The 19,268-nt window shown below is 73.0% G+C and carries 18 protein-coding genes; 4 read left to right on the top strand and 14 right to left on the bottom strand.

All coding sequences use genetic code 11. The annotated features are described in order from the left end of the window. Nucleotides 1-62: 62 nt before the first annotated feature. The 6 genes from AB0J33_RS15190 to AB0J33_RS15165 form a co-directional block, all read right to left on the bottom strand. Nucleotides 63-323, bottom strand: coding sequence for a hypothetical protein (locus AB0J33_RS15190; RefSeq protein ID WP_363613931.1), 261 nt, complete (start codon nt 321-323; stop codon nt 63-65). A 67-nt stretch (nt 324-390) separates the two neighbouring features. Beyond that, nucleotides 391-1,719 carry a PLP-dependent aminotransferase family protein gene (locus AB0J33_RS15185; protein WP_363613794.1) on the bottom strand — a complete coding sequence of 443 codons (1,329 nt, stop codon included), beginning with the start codon at nt 1,717-1,719 and terminating at the stop codon, nt 391-393. 3 nt (nt 1,720-1,722) lie between these two features. Continuing rightward, nucleotides 1,723-2,826, bottom strand: a complete 1,104-nt coding sequence (locus tag AB0J33_RS15180) for an alpha-hydroxy acid oxidase (RefSeq protein WP_363613792.1) — start codon at nt 2,824-2,826, stop codon at nt 1,723-1,725. Then, a complete protein-coding gene (locus tag AB0J33_RS15175) occupies nt 2,819-3,814 on the bottom strand; it encodes an alpha/beta hydrolase (protein ID WP_363613790.1) in 996 nt (331 codons plus the stop codon). Before AB0J33_RS15175 ends, AB0J33_RS15180 begins: the two co-directional genes overlap by 8 nt. Nucleotides 3,815-3,821: 7 nt before the next feature. Next, entirely contained in the window at nt 3,822-5,033 is a 1,212-nt protein-coding gene (locus AB0J33_RS15170; protein ID WP_363613929.1) for a cytochrome P450, read from the bottom strand. 67 nt (nt 5,034-5,100) lie between these two features. Further along, nucleotides 5,101-6,378: an SGNH/GDSL hydrolase family protein gene (locus AB0J33_RS15165; RefSeq protein WP_363613927.1), complete on the bottom strand. Its 1,278-nt coding sequence runs from the start codon at nt 6,376-6,378 to the stop codon at nt 5,101-5,103. Between the two features lie 314 nt (nt 6,379-6,692). On the opposite strand from AB0J33_RS15165, the gene AB0J33_RS15160 reads away from it, so the two are divergent. The 3 genes from AB0J33_RS15160 to AB0J33_RS15150 are packed head-to-tail and all read left to right on the top strand — an operon-like array spanning nt 6,693 to nt 10,452. Next, nucleotides 6,693-8,267: an AMP-binding protein gene (locus AB0J33_RS15160; protein WP_363613788.1), complete on the top strand. Its 1,575-nt coding sequence runs from the start codon at nt 6,693-6,695 to the stop codon at nt 8,265-8,267. After that, nucleotides 8,264-9,487: an MFS transporter gene (locus tag AB0J33_RS15155; RefSeq protein WP_363613786.1), complete on the top strand. Its 1,224-nt coding sequence runs from the start codon at nt 8,264-8,266 to the stop codon at nt 9,485-9,487. The genes AB0J33_RS15160 and AB0J33_RS15155 overlap by 4 nt, the downstream gene beginning before the upstream one ends. A 41-nt stretch (nt 9,488-9,528) precedes the next feature. Beyond that, nucleotides 9,529-10,452 (top strand): aminoglycoside phosphotransferase family protein, encoded by a 924-nt coding sequence (locus tag AB0J33_RS15150; protein WP_363613784.1) that lies wholly within the window; start codon nt 9,529-9,531, stop codon nt 10,450-10,452. A 21-nt stretch (nt 10,453-10,473) separates the two neighbouring features. Here AB0J33_RS15150 and AB0J33_RS15145 read toward each other — a convergent pair whose 3' ends face one another. Together AB0J33_RS15145 and AB0J33_RS15140 are read right to left on the bottom strand one after the other, a co-directional pair. Continuing rightward, a complete protein-coding gene (locus tag AB0J33_RS15145) occupies nt 10,474-11,043 on the bottom strand; it encodes a hypothetical protein (RefSeq protein WP_363613782.1) in 570 nt (189 codons plus the stop codon). A 203-nt stretch (nt 11,044-11,246) separates the two neighbouring features. Beyond that, nucleotides 11,247-11,486 carry a hypothetical protein gene (locus AB0J33_RS15140; RefSeq protein WP_363613780.1) on the bottom strand — a complete coding sequence of 80 codons (240 nt, stop codon included), beginning with the start codon at nt 11,484-11,486 and terminating at the stop codon, nt 11,247-11,249. A 764-nt stretch (nt 11,487-12,250) separates the two neighbouring features. Between AB0J33_RS15140 and AB0J33_RS15135 the strand changes: the two genes are divergently transcribed. Beyond that, complete coding sequence (locus AB0J33_RS15135) at nt 12,251-12,928, top strand: SGNH/GDSL hydrolase family protein (RefSeq protein ID WP_363613778.1); 678 nt, start codon at nt 12,251-12,253, stop codon at nt 12,926-12,928. Nucleotides 12,929-13,039: 111 nt separating this feature from the next. Here the strand turns inward: AB0J33_RS15135 and AB0J33_RS15130 are convergent, their stop codons facing one another. The 6 genes from AB0J33_RS15130 to hppD form a co-directional block, all read right to left on the bottom strand. After that, the gene (locus tag AB0J33_RS15130) at nt 13,040-14,398 is read right to left on the bottom strand and encodes a hypothetical protein (RefSeq protein ID WP_363613776.1); all 1,359 of its coding nucleotides are present in this window, start codon (nt 14,396-14,398) and stop codon (nt 13,040-13,042) included. After that, nucleotides 14,395-15,363, bottom strand: a complete 969-nt coding sequence (locus AB0J33_RS15125; protein WP_363613774.1) for a transketolase C-terminal domain-containing protein — start codon at nt 15,361-15,363, stop codon at nt 14,395-14,397. The genes AB0J33_RS15130 and AB0J33_RS15125 overlap by 4 nt, the downstream gene beginning before the upstream one ends. A gap of 1 nt (nt 15,364) precedes the next feature. Continuing rightward, entirely contained in the window at nt 15,365-16,336 is a 972-nt protein-coding gene (locus tag AB0J33_RS15120) for a thiamine pyrophosphate-dependent dehydrogenase E1 component subunit alpha (RefSeq protein WP_363613772.1), read from the bottom strand. Next, nucleotides 16,333-17,124: a DUF3050 domain-containing protein gene (locus AB0J33_RS15115; RefSeq protein WP_363613770.1), complete on the bottom strand. Its 792-nt coding sequence runs from the start codon at nt 17,122-17,124 to the stop codon at nt 16,333-16,335. Before AB0J33_RS15115 ends, AB0J33_RS15120 begins: the two co-directional genes overlap by 4 nt. Nucleotide 17,125: 1 nt before the next feature. After that, nucleotides 17,126-18,055: a phytanoyl-CoA dioxygenase family protein gene (locus AB0J33_RS15110; RefSeq protein ID WP_363613768.1), complete on the bottom strand. Its 930-nt coding sequence runs from the start codon at nt 18,053-18,055 to the stop codon at nt 17,126-17,128. Between the two features lie 114 nt (nt 18,056-18,169). Next, nucleotides 18,170-19,261: a 4-hydroxyphenylpyruvate dioxygenase gene (gene hppD, locus AB0J33_RS15105; RefSeq protein WP_363613766.1), complete on the bottom strand. Its 1,092-nt coding sequence runs from the start codon at nt 19,259-19,261 to the stop codon at nt 18,170-18,172. Nucleotides 19,262-19,268: the final 7 nt, after the last annotated feature.

The following is a 19,268-nucleotide window of genomic DNA, read 5'->3' as shown; positions in this document are numbered from 1 at the left end:
GCGGCTTTTGTCCACCACCACAACTCCATGATCGACGCGGGCCGGGGTGGCGGCCCCGGGGGTCAGGACATGGGGCGCTTCAGGTGGTAGCGGTGGACCTCGGTGCTGCCCTGGACGTTGTTGACGTCCTCGGCGGCGGAGACCAGCTCCCACCCCTCGCGGCCGGCCCGGTTGAGGTGCGCGATGGCCGTGTCGCCGTAGGCGGTGATGTCCTTACGTGACCCGTCCGGCGCGTACCAGACGAACGAGACGTGAAAATTGCGGCCCTGTCCCTGATAGCGGCGGACGAGCAGGGCGTACTCCCAGGCAACCATGCGGCCTATTATGACCGTCCAACCAGGACGGCGGCAGGCGGGTCGTCGCGCATTGCCATCCGATGAACGCGGTGTGTCAACCCGTCCGGCCCGTCAACCGGTCGGTGATCAGCGCCGCGAGGCGATCCAACCCGACGTCGATCTGCTCCGGCGTCACCGCGCTGACCGACAACCGCAAGGCGCGGACCGGCGCGGTGTCGTCGTAGAAGTGCGCCATCGGCGTCCACAGCACCCCGTAGTCGCGCGCCGAACGGTCCAGCAACGCGTCGTCGACCGGGAACGGCACGGTCACCACCACGAAGAACCCACCGGCCGGCACCGTCCAGCGCACCGCCGCCGGCCGGTCCGGCCGATCGGGGAAGCGCCGGGTCAGGCCGGTCACCAGGTGGCGCATGTTCCGGGCGTACGCGGCGCGCTCCCGGCCGTTCGCGGCCACCAGGCTGCATCCGTGCTCCAGCAGCCGGCCGCCGATCACCGCCTGCGCGATCGGGGACGTGTTCACCGTGACCATGCTCTTGATCATGGCGAGGTGGTCGGCGAACGGGCCGATCTGACCGTCCGCGCCGGCCACCCGCTGGTCGGCGACCACGTACCCGACCCGCGCGCCGGGGAGCACGGTCTTGGCGAACGAGCCGAGGTAGATCACCCGCCGTTCGGTGTCCAGTGCCTTGAGGGTGGGCGGACGCGGCCCGTCGTCCAGGTGGAACAGGCCGTACGGGTTGTCCTCCAGCAGCAGCAGATCCTCCTCGGCGGCCACCTCCAACAGCCGTCGCCGGTGGGCGGTGTCGATGCTGACCCCGGAGGGGTTCGCGAAGTCCGGCATCAGGTAGCAGCCGCGCGGTCGCAGCCCCGCCGCCCGCGCCCGGCGTACCTGGAGCGTCAGGTCGGCCAGATCGACTCCGGACGACCCACCGGCGACCGGCCACACCGGCAGGTCCACCAGCCGGGCCGCCCCGGTCAGCCCGACGTAGGTCGGGGCCACCGCGAGCAGCACGTCCGTCGGCCCGGCCCGCAACGCCCGCAGCACCAGGAACATCGCCTCCTGGCAGCCGACCGTCACCACCACGGCCTCCGGGTCGACGGTGATCTGCTCGTCGACCGCGAGGTTGCGGGCGATCAGGTGATGCACGATGCCCTTGGTGCGGCCGTACTGCAGCAGCAGCCGCCGGGCCTGCTCGGGTGGGTGCCCCAGGTCGTCGACGAGGTGCCGGTGGAAGGTGTCCAGGTGCCGGTGCACCGCCGCGAGGTCGAAGAACTCCTCGTACGGCCGGCCGGCCGCGAGAGACACCGCCGCCGGGTAGCGCTCGGACACCTCGTTGAGGAAGTTCATCGAGGTCAGCGCCGGATCGCCCAGCGCGGGATGCAGGTCGGCGACGGTCAGGTCGACCGGTTCGGCGGCGGTCACCACTCAACCCACCCCGAGGGTGCGCAGCCGACCGGCCGCCCCGGTGTCCGCGCAGCCGGCCAGGGTGAGCGCGTCGGTCAGTTCGGCGGCGAGCAGCGCCAACGCGTCCCGGGCGGCCGACTCGCCACCGACGGCCAGCGCCCAGAGCAGCGGCCGGCCGACCAGCACCCCGGCCGCGCCCAACGCCAGCGCCCGCAGCACGTCGGTGCCGCCCCGGATGCCGCTGTCCAGCAGCACCTGGCAACCGTCCCCGACCGCGTCGACGACCTCCGGCAACATGGTGACGCTCGCCGGCGATCCGTCCAACTGCCGCCCGCCGTGGTTGGAGACGACCACCGCGTCCGCGCCGACCCGGACCGCCTCGACCGCGTCACGCGGGTCCAGTAGCCCCTTGACCACCAGCGGCAGGTCGACCTGCTCGCGCAGCCACGCCAGGTCCGCCCAGCGCAGCGCCGGCGCGAACGACGCGGCGGTGTGCGCGGCGATCGCGGACACCCCGGGGGCACCGGAGTGCGCCAGCGCGTCGCGACCCTCGGAGAGGTTCGCGGCGACCACCTCGGCCGGCAGCCGGAACGCGTTGCGCAGGTCCCGGGGACGTCGACCGAGCACCGGAACGTCCACGGTGACCACCAACGCCCGGCAGCCGGCCGCGACGACCCGGTCCAGCAGGTCGCGGACGAGACCCCGGTCACGCAGCCAGTACAGCTGGAACCAGACGTCCGCTCCCGCGCCGGTCACCTGCTCGATGGGCGTGCTGCCCAGCGTGCTCGCCAGGTACGGGATACCGGCCGCGCCGGCCGCCGCCGCCAGGCCCCGTTCCCCGTCCGGGTGCACCAGCCGCTGGTACGCCATCGGCGCCACGCCGACCGGCATGGCGTACGAACGGCCGAGCAGCCGGGTGCCGAGGTCGACGGTGTCCACCCCGCGCAGCACCCGGGGCAGCACCGCGACCCGGTCCAACGCGTGCCGGTTCGCGGCGAGGGTCACCTCGGACGCGCTGCCACCGGCCAGGTAGTCCCACACGTCCGGCGGCAGCACGGCCCGGGCCCGCTCGGCGTAGTCGGCGAGCGACACGGCCGGCGGGCCGGTCAGCACCCGCTCACCCATCGCCCACCGCCGGGCCGGTCGCCGCGGCAGCCCCGTCGGAACCGGCGGGCCGGACCGGCAGTCCGAACCGCTCGCGCAGGAACGCCGCCGCGCTCCCCTGCGCCCGTCGCCCGTCGGTGAAGAGCCCCGGCATGGCGAAGAAGCCGTGGATCATGCCCGGGTAGTGCTCCAGCCGGGTGGGCACACCGGCCTCGCGCAGCCGTTCGGCGTACCGCTGCCCCTCGGCGCACAGCGGGTCCAGCTCGGCGGTGACCACCAGCGCCGGCGGCAACCCGGACAGGTCGTCGGCGAGCAGTGGCGAGGCCAGCGGATCGCGGGCGTGCGCCGGGTCGGGCAAATAGTGCGCCCGGTACCACGCGACCGAGCGGCGGTTGAACAGCGTCGGGTCATCGTCGCCGGTCGGGTCGTTCGGCGCGCCGCTCTGGTCGGTGTTCGGGTAGACCAGCAGCTGCGCGGTGAGCGGTGGCCCGTCGGTGCGGCAGAGCAGGGTGACCGCCGCGGCGAGGTTCCCGCCGGCGCTGTCGCCGCCCACCGCCAACCGGGCCGGGTCCACGCCCAGCTCGTCGGCGTGCCGGGCGATCCACGAGGCGGCGGCGTGACAGTCGCGCACCGCCGCCGGAAAGGGATGCTCCGGGGCGAGTCGGTAGCCGACGGTGATCACCTGACAGGGCACGGCGTTGGCCAGCCGCCGGCAGATGCCGTCGGCCGTGTCGATGCTGCCGAGCGTCCAGCCGCCGCCGAAGAGGTACAGCAGGGTGGGCAGCGGACCCGACCCGGCCGGCCGGTACACCCGCAGCGGCAGGTCCCCGGCGGGGCCGGGGATGCGCTCGTCGCGTACCTCGGTCACCGGCTCGACCGCGCCGGTGCCGGCGCGGATCGCGGCCAGGTCCGCGGCGCGCGCCTCGCCGAGGGTCTGCGCGTACAGCGGTGGGGTGCCGGCTGCGGCACGGGCCGCCCGGTACGCCGCCACCTCCGGGTGCACTGCCATGTCGCTCCTATCCGCCGGTGCTGACCAGCAGCTTGTCGATGCCGCGCAGGAACAGGCTGCCGCTGTACGTCGGCGTCTCGGTGACCGCCAGTGCGGGGAACCGGGCGAACAGTCGGGGCAGCGCGAGGCGTCCCTCCAACCGCGACACCGCCGCGCCGAGGCAGAAGTGCAGGCCCGCCCCGAAGGCCAGCGACGCGGGACCGGAACGGGTCGGGTCGAAGGTGTCCGGGGCCGGGAAGCGGGCCGGGTCCCGGTTGGCCGCCCCGATCATGATCAGCACGTTGGCGTCCTTGGCGACCGGCACGCCGTCCAGCGCCGTGTCGGCCGGCGCGGCGCGGGCCAGGAAGTGCACCGGGCTCGCCAGGCGCAGCACCTCGTCGACGCAGCCGGTGGCCAGCGTCGCGTCGGTGGGCAGCGCCGCGACCGTCTCCGGGTGGGCCAACAGCAGCGGCAGCCCGTTGCTGAACATGTAGACGGTGGTGACGAAGCTGGCGTTGAACAGCACGATCAGGTTGCTGATCAACTCCTCCTCGGTCAGCTCCACCTCCCCGGAGTCGAGCGCCTCGACCAACCCGCTGAGCAGGTCGTCGCCGGGCACCCGGCGGCGGTGCCCCAGCAACTCCCGGTAGAAGACCCCCAGGTCCCGCGCGGCGGCGTTGGCCGCGGCGAGCCGCTGTGGGGTCTTCCCCGCCACGTCCAGGAACTCGTCGATCCGCTCCACGCACTCGCGGTACCAGGGCAACTCGCCGGCCGGAATGCCGATGAACTCCGCCATCACCAGGGCCGGGATCGGGTACGCGAAGTCGGCCACGAAGTCGACGACGCCATCCCCGGCGTCGGCCATCCGGTCCAGCAACTCGTCGACCACCCGCAGGATCACCGGTTCCAGCGCGCCGAGGCGGCGCGGCGTGAAGGTGCGGGAGAAGACGTGCCGCATCCGGGTGTGATCGGGCGGATTGATGAACATCATCGAGGTCTGGAAGGTACGCAGGATCTCCTGCTCCTCCCACCCCGGGGGCGGCTGCTTCGTCCACTCCGCAGCGCGCAGCAACCCGTCGACGAGGTCGTAGCCGACCGCGACCGCGGCCACCGTCGGGTGTTCGGGACGCGCCGGCACCGCGCTGACCGGGCCGAGCCGGTGCAACTGCGCGTACCACGGGTACGGGTCCTGCCTGCCCTGTTCGCTGTACAGGCCGGTGAGTATCTCCTCCACGTCCACGGCCAACTCCTCCCCGCCGATGTCGGTGGCCGGGGACGACGGGGTCACCCGCCGCCCCCGACCGGTGTCACAGGTCGAGCAGTCGCAGCGGCACCGCGTCGGCCAGTGCCTGGTTGCCGGCGTCGTTCGGGTGGATGTGGTCACCCGAGTCGTACGCGGGCAGCAGTTGGCTGGGCCGGGCCGGGTCGCGCAGGACCCGGTCGAAGTCGAGCAGCCCGTCGAACTCCCGGCTGCCGCGCAGGTACGCGTTCACCGCCTGGCGGGTGGCCTCCTTCTGCGGCGTCCACACGCCCGGCGCGCCGTGCCCCTCGTACGGCGTCAGCGTCGCCACCAGGCTGGTCAGCCCGCGCTGCTGGAGCTGCTGGTTGATCTGCCGCAGGGTGGCGATGATCGCGTCGGGCGAGTCGTTCGACATCCAGATGTCGTTGATGCCCAGGTGGGTGACGACGGTACGCACCCCGGTCTGGCCGAAGACGTCCTCGTTGAGTCGGGCCGCCGCGTTCGGGCCGAGCTGGTAGTAGCCGGGGTAGTTGCCGTCGCCCGGCTCGGTGCCCTCGTGGTTGAGCCGGTTGCCGGCCAGGCTCAGGTTGAGCACACCCGGGGTGTGCTTGTCCGGCCGGTCGGCGAGCAGCCGGTCGGAGAGCAGGTCGGGCCAGCGCCGGTTGGCGTTGACGGTGCTGCCGTTGCCGTCCCCGATGGAGTCGCTGAGCACGACCAGCGCGCCGGGGCTGCCCCTGCGCTGCACGTCGATGCCGGACAGGAAGAACCAGCAGCAGGTGGGACGGGTGGTGAACCCGGCGCCCCCGGTAGCTCCGGTCAGGTCCCCCGCGCCGATGAAGTTGGCCTGCTGGGACTGCCCGTGGAACGTGGTCGGGCCGGTCGGCGTCGGGAAGTGCACGGTGAGCACCAGGTCACTGTCGTCCGCCACCGGGAAGGCCAACGGGTCGCTGAGCAGTTCGGCGCCCCGGTTCATGGTCGCCGAGGCGGCACCGGTGAAGGTCAGCGGGCGCACCGACGCCGCGTCGATGTCGGACAAATCGTCCGGGGTGGCGGTGTTGGGTCGGGCGACGGTGGCGCGACCGACCTTGACCGCCTGCTCGCCGTACAGGTTGCTCAGGCGTACCCGCAGCGCCGGGCCGCCCACCGAGACGTGCACGATCATCCGGACGCTCTGGTCGTTGAGGCCGGTGTTGGTCAACCCGACCGAGTTGCCCCGGGTGACCGCGGTGGCCCAACTGCCCGCCCACTCGACGCGGTCGGGCCGGCTGGCGGCGGTCGCGGACGGGCCGGCGCTGGCGACGACGGCGGGTGCGCCGACGACCAACAGCGCGGTCGCGGCGGCGATGACATGCCATCTCTTCGGGGTTGCCGTTGCCATGGAACCTCCATCGTGTGGCAGCCCAGGGCCGTCCGCTGACGGCGCCCGCCTGGACGATGGTCCAGAAACCTAGCCGCCGCCGCTGACGGGCGTCAATCAACCTGATCGACGCCATCAAATGTCCGGCGGGCCGCTCGGATCGCCCGTCGGCACGGTTCCTACCAGCCGTTTCGCGCCTAGGCTTCCAGGCGGCGGCGGTGCGGTCGCCCGTGCGCGCCACCCGTCGCGTCGTTCCCGGGGGCTGCCCGGGGACCGCCGATTTCTCGGATGGGGGCTGCCGGATGACTGACGGACCCGGGCACACGACCTACGTGCACAGGGTGTTGGACCTGTTCGCCGAATTCGGCGACCGGGAGGCGCTGGTCGGCGGCGGCCGGCGACTGACCTACACCGAGGCCGCCGCTCAGGTCCACGGGATGGCCGCGACGCTGACCCGGCACGGCGTACGGCCCGGGTCGGCGGTGCTGGTGACCGTCGCGAACGCGGTGGAGGGCCCGCTGCTCCAGCTCGCCCTGCATCTGCTCGGCTGCCGGACGATGTGGGTGGCCCCGGTCACCGCACGCCGGGAGGTCGACGAGTTCATCCGGTTGGCCCGCCCCGACGCTCTCGTCTACGACGCCCGCGACCCGGCCAGCCTGGGCCCGGAGTTGGCCGCCGCGCTGCCCGGCACGCCGGTGTGCTGCCTGGGCGCGGGCGGCGCCGGCCCCGACCTCACCGCCGACGCCCAGGCGACGGGGCTGCCCGCGACCGAGCTGCCGGCGCCCGAGCTGCCCGCGCCCGAGTCGTTCCTGCAGACCAGTGGCACCACTGGCAGCCCGAAGCTGGTGCACCACCGGGAGAGCTTCTACGCCCAGATCCTCACCCTGGCCGCCGAGTTCCGGGCCGCCGGGTTCCCGCTGCTGCGGCATCTGTCGCACTCGCCGATGTGGCTGGCCAGCGGCCAGATCACCACCCTGTTCAACCTGTTCACCGGCGGGGTGCTGTTCCTGCGCGACGACTGGGACCCGGTGGCCTTCGTCGGCACCGTGCAGCGGGAGCGAATCAACTCGACCTTCGTCACCCCGCCGATGCTGTACGAGGTGTTGGACCATCCGGCGCTCGTCGGCGCGGACTTCTCCGCCATGTTCATGTTCAACGTGGGCGCCGGGCCCGCCGCGCCCGCCCGGCTGCGCCAGGCCATCGCGCGGTTCGGCCCGGTGCTGCGCATCGTGTACGGCCTCAGCGAGGCGGTCGTGATCACCGCGCTGCCCGGATTGACCGACGATCCGGAGCACCCGCAGCGGCTGCGGTCCTGCGGCCGACCGTACGGGGACGTGCGCATCGAGATCCGCGACGACGACGGCGCGGTGGTGCCGACGGGCCGCGACGGCACGGTGTGGGTGCGCACCCGACTGAGCTTCGCCGGCTACCACGGCCAGCCGGAGCTGACCGCGCAGACGCTCGTGGACGGTTGGGTGCGGACCCGCGACATCGGTCACCTCGACGACGAGGGCTACCTCTACCTCGTCGACCGGGCTGACGACGCGATCCTCACGCAACGGCGGAGCTGGCCGATCTTCTGCCGTCCCATCGAGGACGTGCTGGCCGGGCATCCGCAGGTACGGTCCGCCGCCGTGATCGGCGTACCCGACGAGACGGACGGCGAGGTCCCGTACGCGTACGTGGTGCCGGCCCCGGGCGCGACGGTCACCGGTGTGGAGCTGATCGACCTGGTGACCGCCGAACTCAACGAGATGTGGGCGCCGGCCGCTGTGGAGTTCCTCGACCGGCTCCCGGTGAACCGGTCGATGAAGGTGGACAAGCGGGCGCTGCGCGAACGGTACGCGACCCGTCGGGCGGCGGCGGTCGGGGCGTGACCCCCCGCCGGCAACTGGTCGTCCTGGTCGGCGCGGACCTGATCTCCAACCTGGGCACCCGCATCTCGGTGGTGACCATCCCCTGGCTGGTGCTGGTCACCACCGGCAGCCCCACCAAGATGGGCCTGGTCGCGTTCGCGGAGACCCTGCCGTACCTGCTGTCCAGCGCGTTGGGCACGCCGTGGGCGGACCGGATCGGCCTGCGCCGGACCTCGATCCTCTGCGACCTGGGCAGCGCGGTGGCGATGGTCGTCGTCGCGTTGACGCCCTGGTTGGGCTTCGCCCCGCTGGTGGCGCTGGTCGCGGTGGCCGGCGCGCTGCGCGGCATCGGGGACCGGGTGAAGCACGTGATGTTCCGCCCGGCCGCGGAGGCCGCCGGGGTGCCGCTGATCCGGCTGACCTCCGCGTACGACGGGTTGAGCCGGGTGGTGACCCTGTTCGGCGCCGCCGTGGGCGGTGTGTTGATCGCCGCGTTCGGGGTGACCGAGGCGATCCTCATCGACGCCGCCAGCTTCGGGGTCTGCGCGCTGCTGATCGGCGTCCTGGTCCGCGCGCCGGCCGCCGCGACACCGCCCGGCCCGCCGGAGAGTTACCTGCGCGCGCTGCGCGGCGGCTTCGGCTACCTGGGCCGGGACCGGCCGCTGCTCGGCATGCTGGTCGTCATCTCGGCGCTGAACATGGTGGCCAACGCCAGCGTGGCCGTCTACATCCCGGTCTGGGTCGCCCGGGAGCTGCCCGGCCCGAGCGGTCTCGGCCTGGTCCTGGCGGCGTTCTCGGCGGGCGCACTGCTGGGCAACCTGGCGTTCACCGCGCTCGGGCCCCGGCTACCGCGACGGTTGACGTTCCTCCTCGGCGCGCTGGTCGCCGGCACGCCCCGGCTGGTGGCGCTGGCGATCAGCGACGAGCTGCCGGTGGTGCTGGTGGTGACGTTCCTGTCCGGAATCGGCATCGCGGCGGTCAACCCGCTGCTCGGGGTGGCGCTCTACGAGCGGGTGCCACCGGAGTTGCAGACCCGGGTGATCGGCATCGCCGGTTCGTTGGCCTTCGTCGGGTTGCCGGTCGGCGCGCTGCTCGGCGGCTGGTCGGTGGACGCCCTCGGGCTCACCCCGGCCCTGCTGACCATGGCGGCGGCGTGCCTGGCGGTCACCGCGTACCCGCTGCTGAGCAGGGCATCGGGCCCGGAGACACCGGCGAGACCCACCCCCGTCGCCGCCCCGTAAAGCCGTTGCGGGCCTGGCCCGGCTGCGGCAGGCTCGGACCAATGGAAGCGCAGCCCACGCCGGGCGTACCCGAGACCGACCCCGCCGTGGCCGAGCGGATCGACACGACCCTGGTCCGCCGCCTGGTGGCCGAGCAGTTCCCCCGGTGGGCGGATCTGCCGGTCCGGCCGGTCGAGGTCGATGGCTGGGACAACCGCACCTTCCGCCTGGGCGAGACGATGAGCGTGCGGCTGCCCAGCGGCGAGGGGTACGCCCTCCAGGTCGCCAAGGAGCAGCGCTGGTTGCCGGTGCTCGGACCACGACTGCCGGTGGAGATCCCCGTGCCGCTGGCGTGCGGGCAGCCCGGCGCCGGTTACCCGTACCCGTGGTCGATCTACCGGTGGATCGACGGGCGGATCGCCCAGTCCGAGCGGATCGACGACCTGACCCGGTTCGCCACCGACCTCGCCGCCTTCCTGCGCGCGCTGCGCGACGTGGACGCCACCGACGGCCCTGCGCCCGGCCCGCACAGCGCCTGGCGCGGCGGCCCCCTGTCCACGTACGACGGCGAGACCCGGCGGGCGATCGTGGCACACCGCGATCAGGTGCCCGTCGACACGGTGACCCGCATGTGGCAGGCCGCCCTCGACGCCACGTGGGCCGGGCCGGCGGTCTGGTTCCACGGCGACGTCGCCCACGGCAACCTCCTCGTCCGCGGCGGCAGGCTGGCCGCCGTCATCGACTTCGGCTGCTCCGGCGTGGGTGACCCCGCCTGCGACACGGTGATCGCCTGGACGTTGCTGCACGGTCCGAGCCGGTCCGCCTTCCGCGAGGCCCTCGGCCTGGACGACGCCACCTGGGCCCGGGGTCGGGGGTGGGCGCTGTGGAAGTCGCTGATCACCCTGGGCGACCAGGACCCGGCCAAGGCCGCCGGAGCCCGACAGGTCCTCGACGAACTGCTCGCCGAGCAGAGCGTGGCCCCCTGATCCCGTGCCGGCCGAGGCCGGTCACCGGTCGGCTGGAGCCGCCGTGACGAGCTCGGATCGGCAGCGGGGGCAGCGCAGCCGCGCCCGCGCCCGGGGCACCCGCAGCCGCTGACCGCAGCCGCACCGCACCACCGGAGCCGACGCCCGCAGGTACTCGTCCCGGTCCCGCCGTGGCCACCGGCCGTGGCAGCGGGCGCACCACTTCGGTGGGTAGCTGTGGTAGTGGGCCAGGCCGAACGCGCCCGCGACCATCAGCGCGGCGGGGAGCAGCGGGCCGAGCAGCGCGAGCAGCGCGGGTAGCACTCCGCCGAGGCCGGCGCTCACCAACACGACGACCACCGCGACCACCACCACCGGCACACTGAGCAGGGTGAACCCGAAGCCCCAGGCGAAGGCCAGCACGGCCGGCAGGAACATCCACATGCCGCCGGGCGCCCACCGGCGGACCCCGTACCCACCGCAGCGTGGGCAGTTCGGCGAGGCGCGGTGCGGCACGGACCGCAGCGCCTTCGGCGCCAGCCACTGGACCAGGAGCTTGAGGATCTCCTCGACCAGCTTCGACGCGAGGGCCTGGAGGAACGAACCGAGCACGGCAGCCACCTCCCTCGCCGAGGGCCCCGGCTCCCACCGGGTCGGCCCACCGTCCATCGTGCGCGGTCCACGCCACCGTCCTGGCCCAGCGCGCCGGCGTCACCGTGCCGAGGGACGCCAATCCGACACTGGTCGCGTTGTTCGTCGGACGTTCGGCTGCTGGCCGCGTGGGCGTCGGCGGGGACGTCTACCGTCGGCCGTCGTCACCGCACCTGGAGGCCGCCGCGTATGACGTCGTCACCCACCCGTCGCCCCACCGCCGAGGTCACCGCCGTACGTCGGATCGGCGACCGGGCGCCGCACAGCGCCTTCACCGACCTCGTCCGGTACGCCGGGCAGTGGTTCTGCGCCTTCCGGGAGGCCCGGACCCACCTCAGCGACGACGGCGCGCTCCGGGTGCTGACGTCGACCGACGGTCGGTCGTGGATCTCGGCGGCCGTCATCCGGCACACCGGCGTCGACCTGCGCGACCCGCGCTTCGTCGCGCGACCCGACGGGCGGCTGCAACTGCTCGCGGCGGCGGCCGTCGGCGAGGCGACCAAGACGTTCCAGACGGTGACCTGGCTCTCCACCGACGGGCACGCCTGGGGCAATCCCACCCCGGTTGGTGAGCCGGGCGTTTGGGTGTGGCGGGCCGCCTGGCACGACGACGCGATGTACGGCGTCGGCTACGCCACCCGGGAGCCGAGGTTCGCGCGGCTCTACCGCAGCACCGACGGGCTCGACCTGCGACCGTGGGTGCCGACGCTGTTCGAGGACGGGTACCCCAACGAGTCCGGTCTGGTCTTCACCCCGGACGGCACCGCCCTCTGCCTGCTGCGGCGCGACACGGCCACCGCGAGCGCGCAGCTCGGCAGGGCCGCGCCGCCGTACCGGGAGTGGACCTGGACCGACCTGGGTGTCCAGGTGGGCGGGCCGACGCTGCTGCGGCTGCCCGACGGGCGGCTGCTGGCAGGGGTGCGCCGGCACGACGGCGCGGTCCGTACCGCGATCTGTGTGGTCGACCCGGACCGGGGCGAGTTGACCGAGCTGGCCGCGCTGCCCTCCGGTGGCGACACCAGCTACCCCGGCCTGGTCTGGCACGACGACCTGCTGTGGGTGAGTTACTACTCGTCGCACGAGGGACAGACCTGTGTCTACCTGGCCGAGGTCACCCTGACCGGGCTGAGCCTGGCCGGGCGGCCCGACGGTCGGCTAGCGTGCCGGGATGCCATCGACGCTCGCCGAATCGACGGACCCGTACTGCCTGCGCCCCGGGGAGGCCGCCGACCTGCTGCGCGGGCACCCGTGGCGGCGGTTCGTGGCACTGGGCGACAGTGTCGTGGAGGGCATGTGCGAGCCGACACCGGGCTACCCCGACGTGCAGTGGGCGGACCGGATCGCCGCCGAGCTGACGGCCGTCCGCCCCGAGCTGGCGTACTCGAATCTGGGTCGACGCGGGCTGCGCGCGCACCAGGTGCGGGCCACCCAGCTCGCCCCGGCGCTGGCCTTCCGACCGGACCTGGCGCTGGTGGTCTGCGGCGGCAACGACGCGTTCCATCCGGCGTACGACGCGGACGCGGTGGACGCCGACCTGACCGCGATGATCACGGCGCTGCGCGACGCGGGCGCCGACGTGATCACCGTGGGCATGTTCGACGTTTCGCACAGCCCGGCGGTCCCCGAGCATCTCCGGGCCGGCCTGGGTGAACGGATGCGCCGCCTGTCCGCCCACACGGCAGGGCTGGCCGAACGTCTCGGCACGGTCCACGTGCACCTGACCGACCACCCGCTGACGGCCGACCCGACCCTCTACAGCACCGACGGCCGCCACGGCAGCGCCCGCAGCGACGCCATAGCAACAGCCGAAACCCTCCGCGCCCTCTCCCCCCACCGCACCCGCTGACCCGCCCCACCCCGTCCCACCCCACCCCGTTGATCATGATTATCGCCACGACACGCCGCCGTGGAGGGCAACAACTTCACGATCAACGGGGTGGGGTGGGGTTAGTTGGGGTCAGTCGGTGAGGAGGATTCCGGTCAGCAGGACGCCGTGGGCCAGGTTGAGGACCCCGTCGCAGCCGGGGTAGCCGACCCTCGCCAGGCCGCCGGAGGCGTGGCGGCCGAACAGGTACGGGGCCAGCGAGTACGGGACGTCGGCGGTGACCGTCTCACCGGTCTCGATCTGGACGAAGTCCATCGACACCCGGTCGGTCGGCAGGTACTCCTGCAGGATCGCGCCGCCCTGGTCGACGGCGGCGCGGAGGCCGTCGGTCCAGTCCGCCGCACTCAACTCCGGGCCGAGCAGCACACCGTGCCCGGCGGAGCCGTCGGCCGGTTTCGCCACCAGCGCCGCCTGCTCGGCGATGGCCCGGTCGAGCACCGCGACGGTCAACGGCACCGTGTACGGCACGTGCCGGCGGATCAGCGCCTGGTCGTCGGCGGGCAGCCCGTCCACGTCCTCCCACAGCCAGGCGAACGTGGTCTTGTTGCCGAGCAGCCAGGCCGCCGCCGACACGAACATCGGCAGGGTGCCGGCCGCGAGGGCCAGGGCCACCGCGTCCAGGCCGGCGGTCGGGGTGACCCGGTTCGGCACGAACAGCCGGAACAGCGCGTCGACCGGCGCGCCGGCGACGACCAGTCGGTTGTCGCCGTCCAGGCTGGCGGTGGAGACCGGGGCGATGACCAGGTCGATACCGAAGTCCCGGGCCCGCACGGCGAGCGGGTCGAGGATCCGGATGAACGTCTGCGGGTCGTCGAGGCCCGGGTAGTCGGCGTCGAAGTCCATCAGCAACGCCACCCGGGCGCCCTCGGGCAGCCGCAACTCCGTCCGGATCGCCACGAACCGCTGGTCGAGCAGGGACGGCGCGGCCCGCACCGCCAGGTCGTCGAGGATGCCGCGCTCCCGGTAGAGGTGCGCGAACCTCTGGATGACGGTGTCCGCGTCGAACCCGCCGCCCAGGCTGCTGTCGATGTTGTACTCGACGAACTTCGGCACCCCCTCCGAAAAGATCACATCGGGCCGGTACGCGGCCAGCAGCGCCTCGGTCAGCGGCTCCGACTCGTCCAGCAGGCGGGTCTCCCCCGCCGGCACACCGAGCAGCCGGCGCAGCTCGCCGGCGGTGCCGGCCCGACGGCGACAGGCGTCGAGGATGAGTTGGGCGAGCCGGTCGCAGACCTCGTTGAGCTCCCGCCAGGCGTCGGCGGTGAGCACCGGGGGGCGGGCCAGTCGCCACTGCTTGTTGTAGGTGGCCCGACCGTGGAAGACCTGCTCCCACGCCGCCGCCCCACTGGCCACCATGGCCCGACGCGACGGCTCCGGCAGGTCGGTCCAGGCCCGGTCGGCCGCCGGCCACGGGTAGTTCGGGTCGATCATGATCCGTCCTTCATGGTCAGGTGGATGGCGGTGACGAGCTGGTCCCGGCCGGGCTGGACGGCCCGGTCCAGTGCCGGGGCGAACGGCAACACCGCCCCGTCCGGTCGGGTGACCCGGCGCGGCGGGGCGAGCAGCGGCACCCGCTCCAGCACCGAGGCGATGATCTCGGCGGCCATCCCGCAGGAGCGGTTCGCGTCGTCGAACACCACCAGGCGTCCGGTGCGGGCCACCGACTCGGTGAGACCGTCGATGTCGAACGGGTACAGGGTGCGCGGGTCGAACACCTCCACCGAGACCTGGCCGGCCAGCTCCTCGGCGACCGCGAGCGCGTCGTGCACCAGGTGTCCGATCGCCACCACCGTCACGTCGTCGCCGAAGCGGTGGATCCGGCCCCGGCCCAGCGGCACCGGTGCCAGGTCGTCGACGTCGTCACGCACGTCCATCGCAGCGGCCGGCGCGAACACCACCACCGGGTCGTCGTGCCGGATCGCGGTGACCAGCAGCCCGTACGCGTCCGCCGGGGTTGCCGGCACGACGGTCACCACGCCGACGTGGGCGAAGAGGCTGTACGGGTGGTCGGAGTGCTGCCCGGCCCACCCGGTACGCGAGCCGGAGCCGGGCACCAGGTAGGTGACGGGAACGCCGCACTGCCCGCCGGTCATCAACGGGAACTTGTGCGCGTGGTTGACGATCTGCTCGAAGACCAGAAACAGCAGCGACGGGATCTGGAACTCGATCACCGGCCGCAGCCCGGCCAGCGCCGCCCCGGTGGCGAAGCTGGTGAACGCCTGCTCCGACAGCGGGGTGTCGCGAACCCGTTCGGCCCCGAACCGCTTGGCCAGCCCGGTGGTCACCAACGACGCCCCGACCTGGATGTCCTCGCCGAGCAGGAACACCGCCTCGTCGCGGGCCAACTCGTCGGCGAGCGCCCGGGTCAACGCCCGCCGGTACGACAGTCGAGGCACCTCACCCACCTCCGGCTCGGGCGGTCAGGCCGCTGGCGTACAGGTAGGTCAGCGCGTCGGCCGGGTCGGGTTCGGGGCTACCCAGGGCGAACCGCACCGCCGCGTCGAGAGTCGCCTCGACCTCGGCGTCCACGGCTGCCCGGTCGGCGTCGCTGAGCCGTGCACCCTGGATGTCCACCGGGTCCCGGGCCCGGCCCCGGGCCACCTCGTCCGGCGGCCGGTAGTCGAGGCGTACCGCGTGTTCGAAGGTGTGGTGGGCGTCGAAGCGGTAGGTGCGGGCCTCGACCAGCTCCGGGCCCCCGCCGGCGCGCATCCGGTCGACGGCGGCGGACGCGGCGACGCGTACCGTCTCCGGGTCCTGGCCGTCGACCTGAGCGGCCGGGATGCCGAACGCGGCGGCCCGGCCGGCGATGCTGCCGGCCACCGCGCCGGCGACCGGCATGGTGGTGGCGTAGCCGTTGTTCTCGCAGACGAACAGCACCGGCACCCGCCAGAGCGCGGCCAGGTTGAACGCCTCCAACAGCATCCCCTCGTTGACCGCGCCGTCGCCGAAGAAGCTCACCCCGACGGTGTCGCGGCCCCGGCGGCGGTGTGCCCAGACCGCCCCGGTGATGATCGCCCCGGACGCCCCGACGATCGCGTTGGCGCCGAGCACACCGATGCTCAGGTCGGCGGCGTGCATCGAACCGCCCCGCCCGGCGTTGAGGCCGGTGACCCGGCCGCACAGCTCGGCCAGCATCCGGGCCGGGTCGGCCCCGCGAGCCAGCACGTGCCCGTGCCCGCGGTGGGTGCCGGCGAGCACGTCGTCGGCACCCAGCGCGGCGCAGACGCCGGCGGCGATCCCCTCCTGACCGAGGTACGGGTGGATGCCGCCGACGATCTGCCCGCCGTGGACCAGCTCCACCGCCCGTTCCTCGAACCGGCGGATCAGCCGGACCGTGCGGTAGAGCCGGACCGGGTCGGCGTCGGTCACGCGGGCCCCTTGATGGCGGCCAGGATGTCGTCCCACAGTCGGGCCCGGGCGGCGAGGGCCGTGTTGACCGTGTCGGCGCACTCCTGCCACCTGGTGTCGTCGTCGCCGCACAGGTCCGCGAGCATCTGCATGGCCATCGGGGTGTGCTGTTCGCCGTCGACCTCGATGTGCCGCTCCAGGTAGTCGACGAAGGTGTGCAGCCGGTTGCTGACCTCGTTGACCGAGACGACCTGGGTGAACATGTCCGGGATCAGGTCCTCCCGGCCGAACGCGAAGGCCGCCGCCTGGCAGTGCACCGGGGTGGACTCGATGATCTGCCAGGTGGTCGCGGCGAACCTCGCCGACGCGGCGGGTACCCCTGCCTCGGCGAGCGCCTCGGTGACCGGACGGCCGGCGCGCAGCAGGTCGACGAGGGCGTTCACCGCGCTGGTGTCCGCGCCGGCCTCGGCCATGCCCCGCACGTACAACTCGAAGTGGCTGATGTAGCCGCCGCCCAGCTCGTCGCTCTCCTCCACCATGACGATGTCGTTGATCAGGCGGCGGCTGCCGGTCGGACCGGTCGGGATCCACGGCACGCTGACGCAGGTCAACTGCCGTTGCAGCGACTTCAGCAGCGACATGAAGTCCCAGACCGCGAAGACGTGGTGCTCCATGAAGGTGACCAACGCCTGGTGGTTGTCCAGGTTGGCGTAGAGCGGGTGCTTGACCACGGCGTCGCGCCGGTCGGTCACCGCCCGCTCCAACCGCTCGATGCCCGGGTGCGTCTTACCCCAGTCGTACCGTGACATGTCAGCCTCCCTGCTGGGCGCGGTGGCGCCAGATGACCGGGCAGTAGTCGGGGTCCGCGTAGTCCGGCCGCCCGTCGTGGGTGCGGCGGACCAGCACGTCGTGGTTGTACGCGGCGAGCGTGCCGTCGGAGAGCGGATACTCCCGCCAGGCGTTGTCGCCGTCCTGGAGGTGCAGCGAGATCGCCTGACGCGGCCGACCGCTGACGTTGGGGCCACTGCCGTGGTAGGTGCGGCAGTGGTGGAAGCTCACGTGCCCCTTGGGGATCACCATCGGGATCTTGCGGATCTCCGCGCCGTTGTACGCGGCGTTCTCGGCCAGCATCTCCTCCAGCTGGCTGCGGTCCCGGTCGGCGAAGTGCCGCACCACCGTGTCGTCCGCCCCGATCTCCCTCCACCGGTGCGAACCGTCGACCATGGTGATGGTGCCCATCTCCTCCCCGCAGTCGTGGAAGGGGATGAACGCGGTGAGCATCCTCTCCGACGACGAGGACGCCCAGTAGTGCTTGTCGAAGTGCCAGGGCACGATGTTGCTCGGCTCGCCGGAGATCGCCGGCTTGTAGATCAGCGTGGACTGGAAGACCCGGATCTCGTCGGCCCCGGCCAGCCGCGCGGCGACCGCACCGATCAGCGGCTTGCGCAGGATCGCGCCGAGCCCGTCGTGTTCGTGGTGGACGTAGTCGTTGTGCCGCTGCACCGGCCCCTTCGACGGGTCCCAGTAGGCCAACTTCGGCGGTCGCACCGGCAGCCGGCGGTCCCGCTCCCCGTCGTAGTAGCGCCGCGCGGCGGCGGCGAGGGCGTCCACCTCGTCGTCGGTGAACACCTTCCCGGACAGGTACCAGCCGTGCTCGGCGTAGTGCCGTACGTCGTCGTCGGACGGCAGCAGCGCCCGCTCCTCGGCGGTCAGCGTGGGTTCGTACTCGGTCGACGTCATCGGACCTCCTCGGTTCGCGACTGCGGGGCTCGCAAACCCGGCTCACTCCTCGCGCTCACCGGGCCTGCCTGGTTCGCGACTGCGGGGCTCGCAAACCCGGCTCACTCCTCGCGCTCACGCACCCACCCCCTGGGGGGTGGCCGCCACGGCGGCCAACTCCCGTTCCTTGGCCTCGTAGAGCGCCTTGATGTTGCCGCTGCCGAAACCCCGCGCCCCGCGCCGCTCGATCAGCTCCAGGAAGAGCGTGCGGCGCACGTGCATCGACTCGGCGAAGATCTGCAACAGCTGACCGTCGTGGTCGGAGTCGACGAGCACGCCCAGCTCACGCAGCCGCTCCAGCGGAGCGTCCACCGGACCGACCCGCGCCTCCAGCGCGTCGTAGTAGCTGGCGGGGGTGCCGGCGAAACGCACACCACGCCGGCCCAGCGCCTCCACGGCGGCGACGATGTCGTCGGTGCGCAACCCCAGGTGCTGCACCCCCCCACCGGCGTGCTGGTCGAGGAACGCGTCGATCTGCCCCGGCCGCCGAGCGCGGTCCGGCTCCAGCAGCACCACGGTGACCCGCCCGGACGGGCTCTGCACCACCTTGGAGTTCATCCCCTGCCCGTCGACCTCGATGTGCTCCTCGAAGATCTGCGCGAAGTCGAACAGCGCCTCGAAGTGCCGGACCGTGTCGTCGAGCTGACCGGGCGGCACGCACACCGCCAGGTGGTCGATCTCGGCGAGCACCGGCGGATGGCCGTCCTTCGTGGACGCCGTCGGGGTGATGGCGCCCGGCAGGAACTCGCCCCGGTCACCCCGGCGCTGCACCAGCCGGTGCCGCACGTCGGCGAAGCCGTCCACCTCGGCGAACACCACCTCGGCGTCCACGCCGGCGCGGGTGGTCGGCGGCGTCACCCCGGTCGCGCCCCGGCCCACCAATTCGGCGTACGCGGCCGACACGTCGTCGACCTCGACCGCGACGACCGCGATGCCGTCGCCGTGGCGCCGCACGTACCGTGCCGCCGGATGCTCCTCGCTCAACCCGGAGGTGAGCAGCAACCGGATGTCGCCGTGGCAGAGCAGCAGTGAACGCTGCCCCGCCAGCCCGGTCTCCGGGCCGCCCTGGCCGCAGACCTCGAAGCCGACGGCGGTACTGAAGTAGAAGGCCGCCTGTCGGGCGTCCCCCACGTAGAGTTCGATGTGGTCGATACCACGGATGTCCATGTCCCTG

The sequence above is a fragment of the Micromonospora sp. NPDC049645 genome (assembly GCF_040675155.1).
Taxonomy (GTDB): Bacteria; Actinomycetota; Actinomycetes; order Mycobacteriales; family Micromonosporaceae; genus Micromonospora.
Note: the sequence above shows the minus strand (reverse complement) of the source record. Positions and strands in the feature narration are given on the sequence as shown.

Excerpts from the sequence above, each read along its gene's own strand:
- AB0J33_RS15130 (WP_363613776.1), bottom strand. The coding sequence starts at position 14,398 with ATGATCGACCCGAACTACCCGTGGCCGGCGGCCGACCGGGCCTGGACC.
- AB0J33_RS15115 (WP_363613770.1), bottom strand. The coding sequence starts at position 17,124 with ATGTCACGGTACGACTGGGGTAAGACGCACCCGGGCATCGAGCGGTTG.
- AB0J33_RS15135 (WP_363613778.1), top strand. The coding sequence starts at position 12,251 with ATGCCATCGACGCTCGCCGAATCGACGGACCCGTACTGCCTGCGCCCC.
- AB0J33_RS15180 (WP_363613792.1), bottom strand. The coding sequence starts at position 2,826 with ATGGGTGAGCGGGTGCTGACCGGCCCGCCGGCCGTGTCGCTCGCCGAC.
- AB0J33_RS15140 (WP_363613780.1), bottom strand. The coding sequence starts at position 11,486 with ATGACGGCCGCCGAGATCCACGACCGACCGTCGGTCGACGTCAGCACC.
- AB0J33_RS15110 (WP_363613768.1), bottom strand. The coding sequence starts at position 18,055 with ATGACGTCGACCGAGTACGAACCCACGCTGACCGCCGAGGAGCGGGCG.
- AB0J33_RS15160 (WP_363613788.1), top strand. The coding sequence starts at position 6,693 with ATGACTGACGGACCCGGGCACACGACCTACGTGCACAGGGTGTTGGAC.
- AB0J33_RS15175 (WP_363613790.1), bottom strand. The coding sequence starts at position 3,814 with ATGGCAGTGCACCCGGAGGTGGCGGCGTACCGGGCGGCCCGTGCCGCA.
- AB0J33_RS15150 (WP_363613784.1), top strand. The coding sequence starts at position 9,529 with ATGGAAGCGCAGCCCACGCCGGGCGTACCCGAGACCGACCCCGCCGTG.
- hppD (WP_363613766.1), bottom strand. The coding sequence starts at position 19,261 with ATGGACATCCGTGGTATCGACCACATCGAACTCTACGTGGGGGACGCC.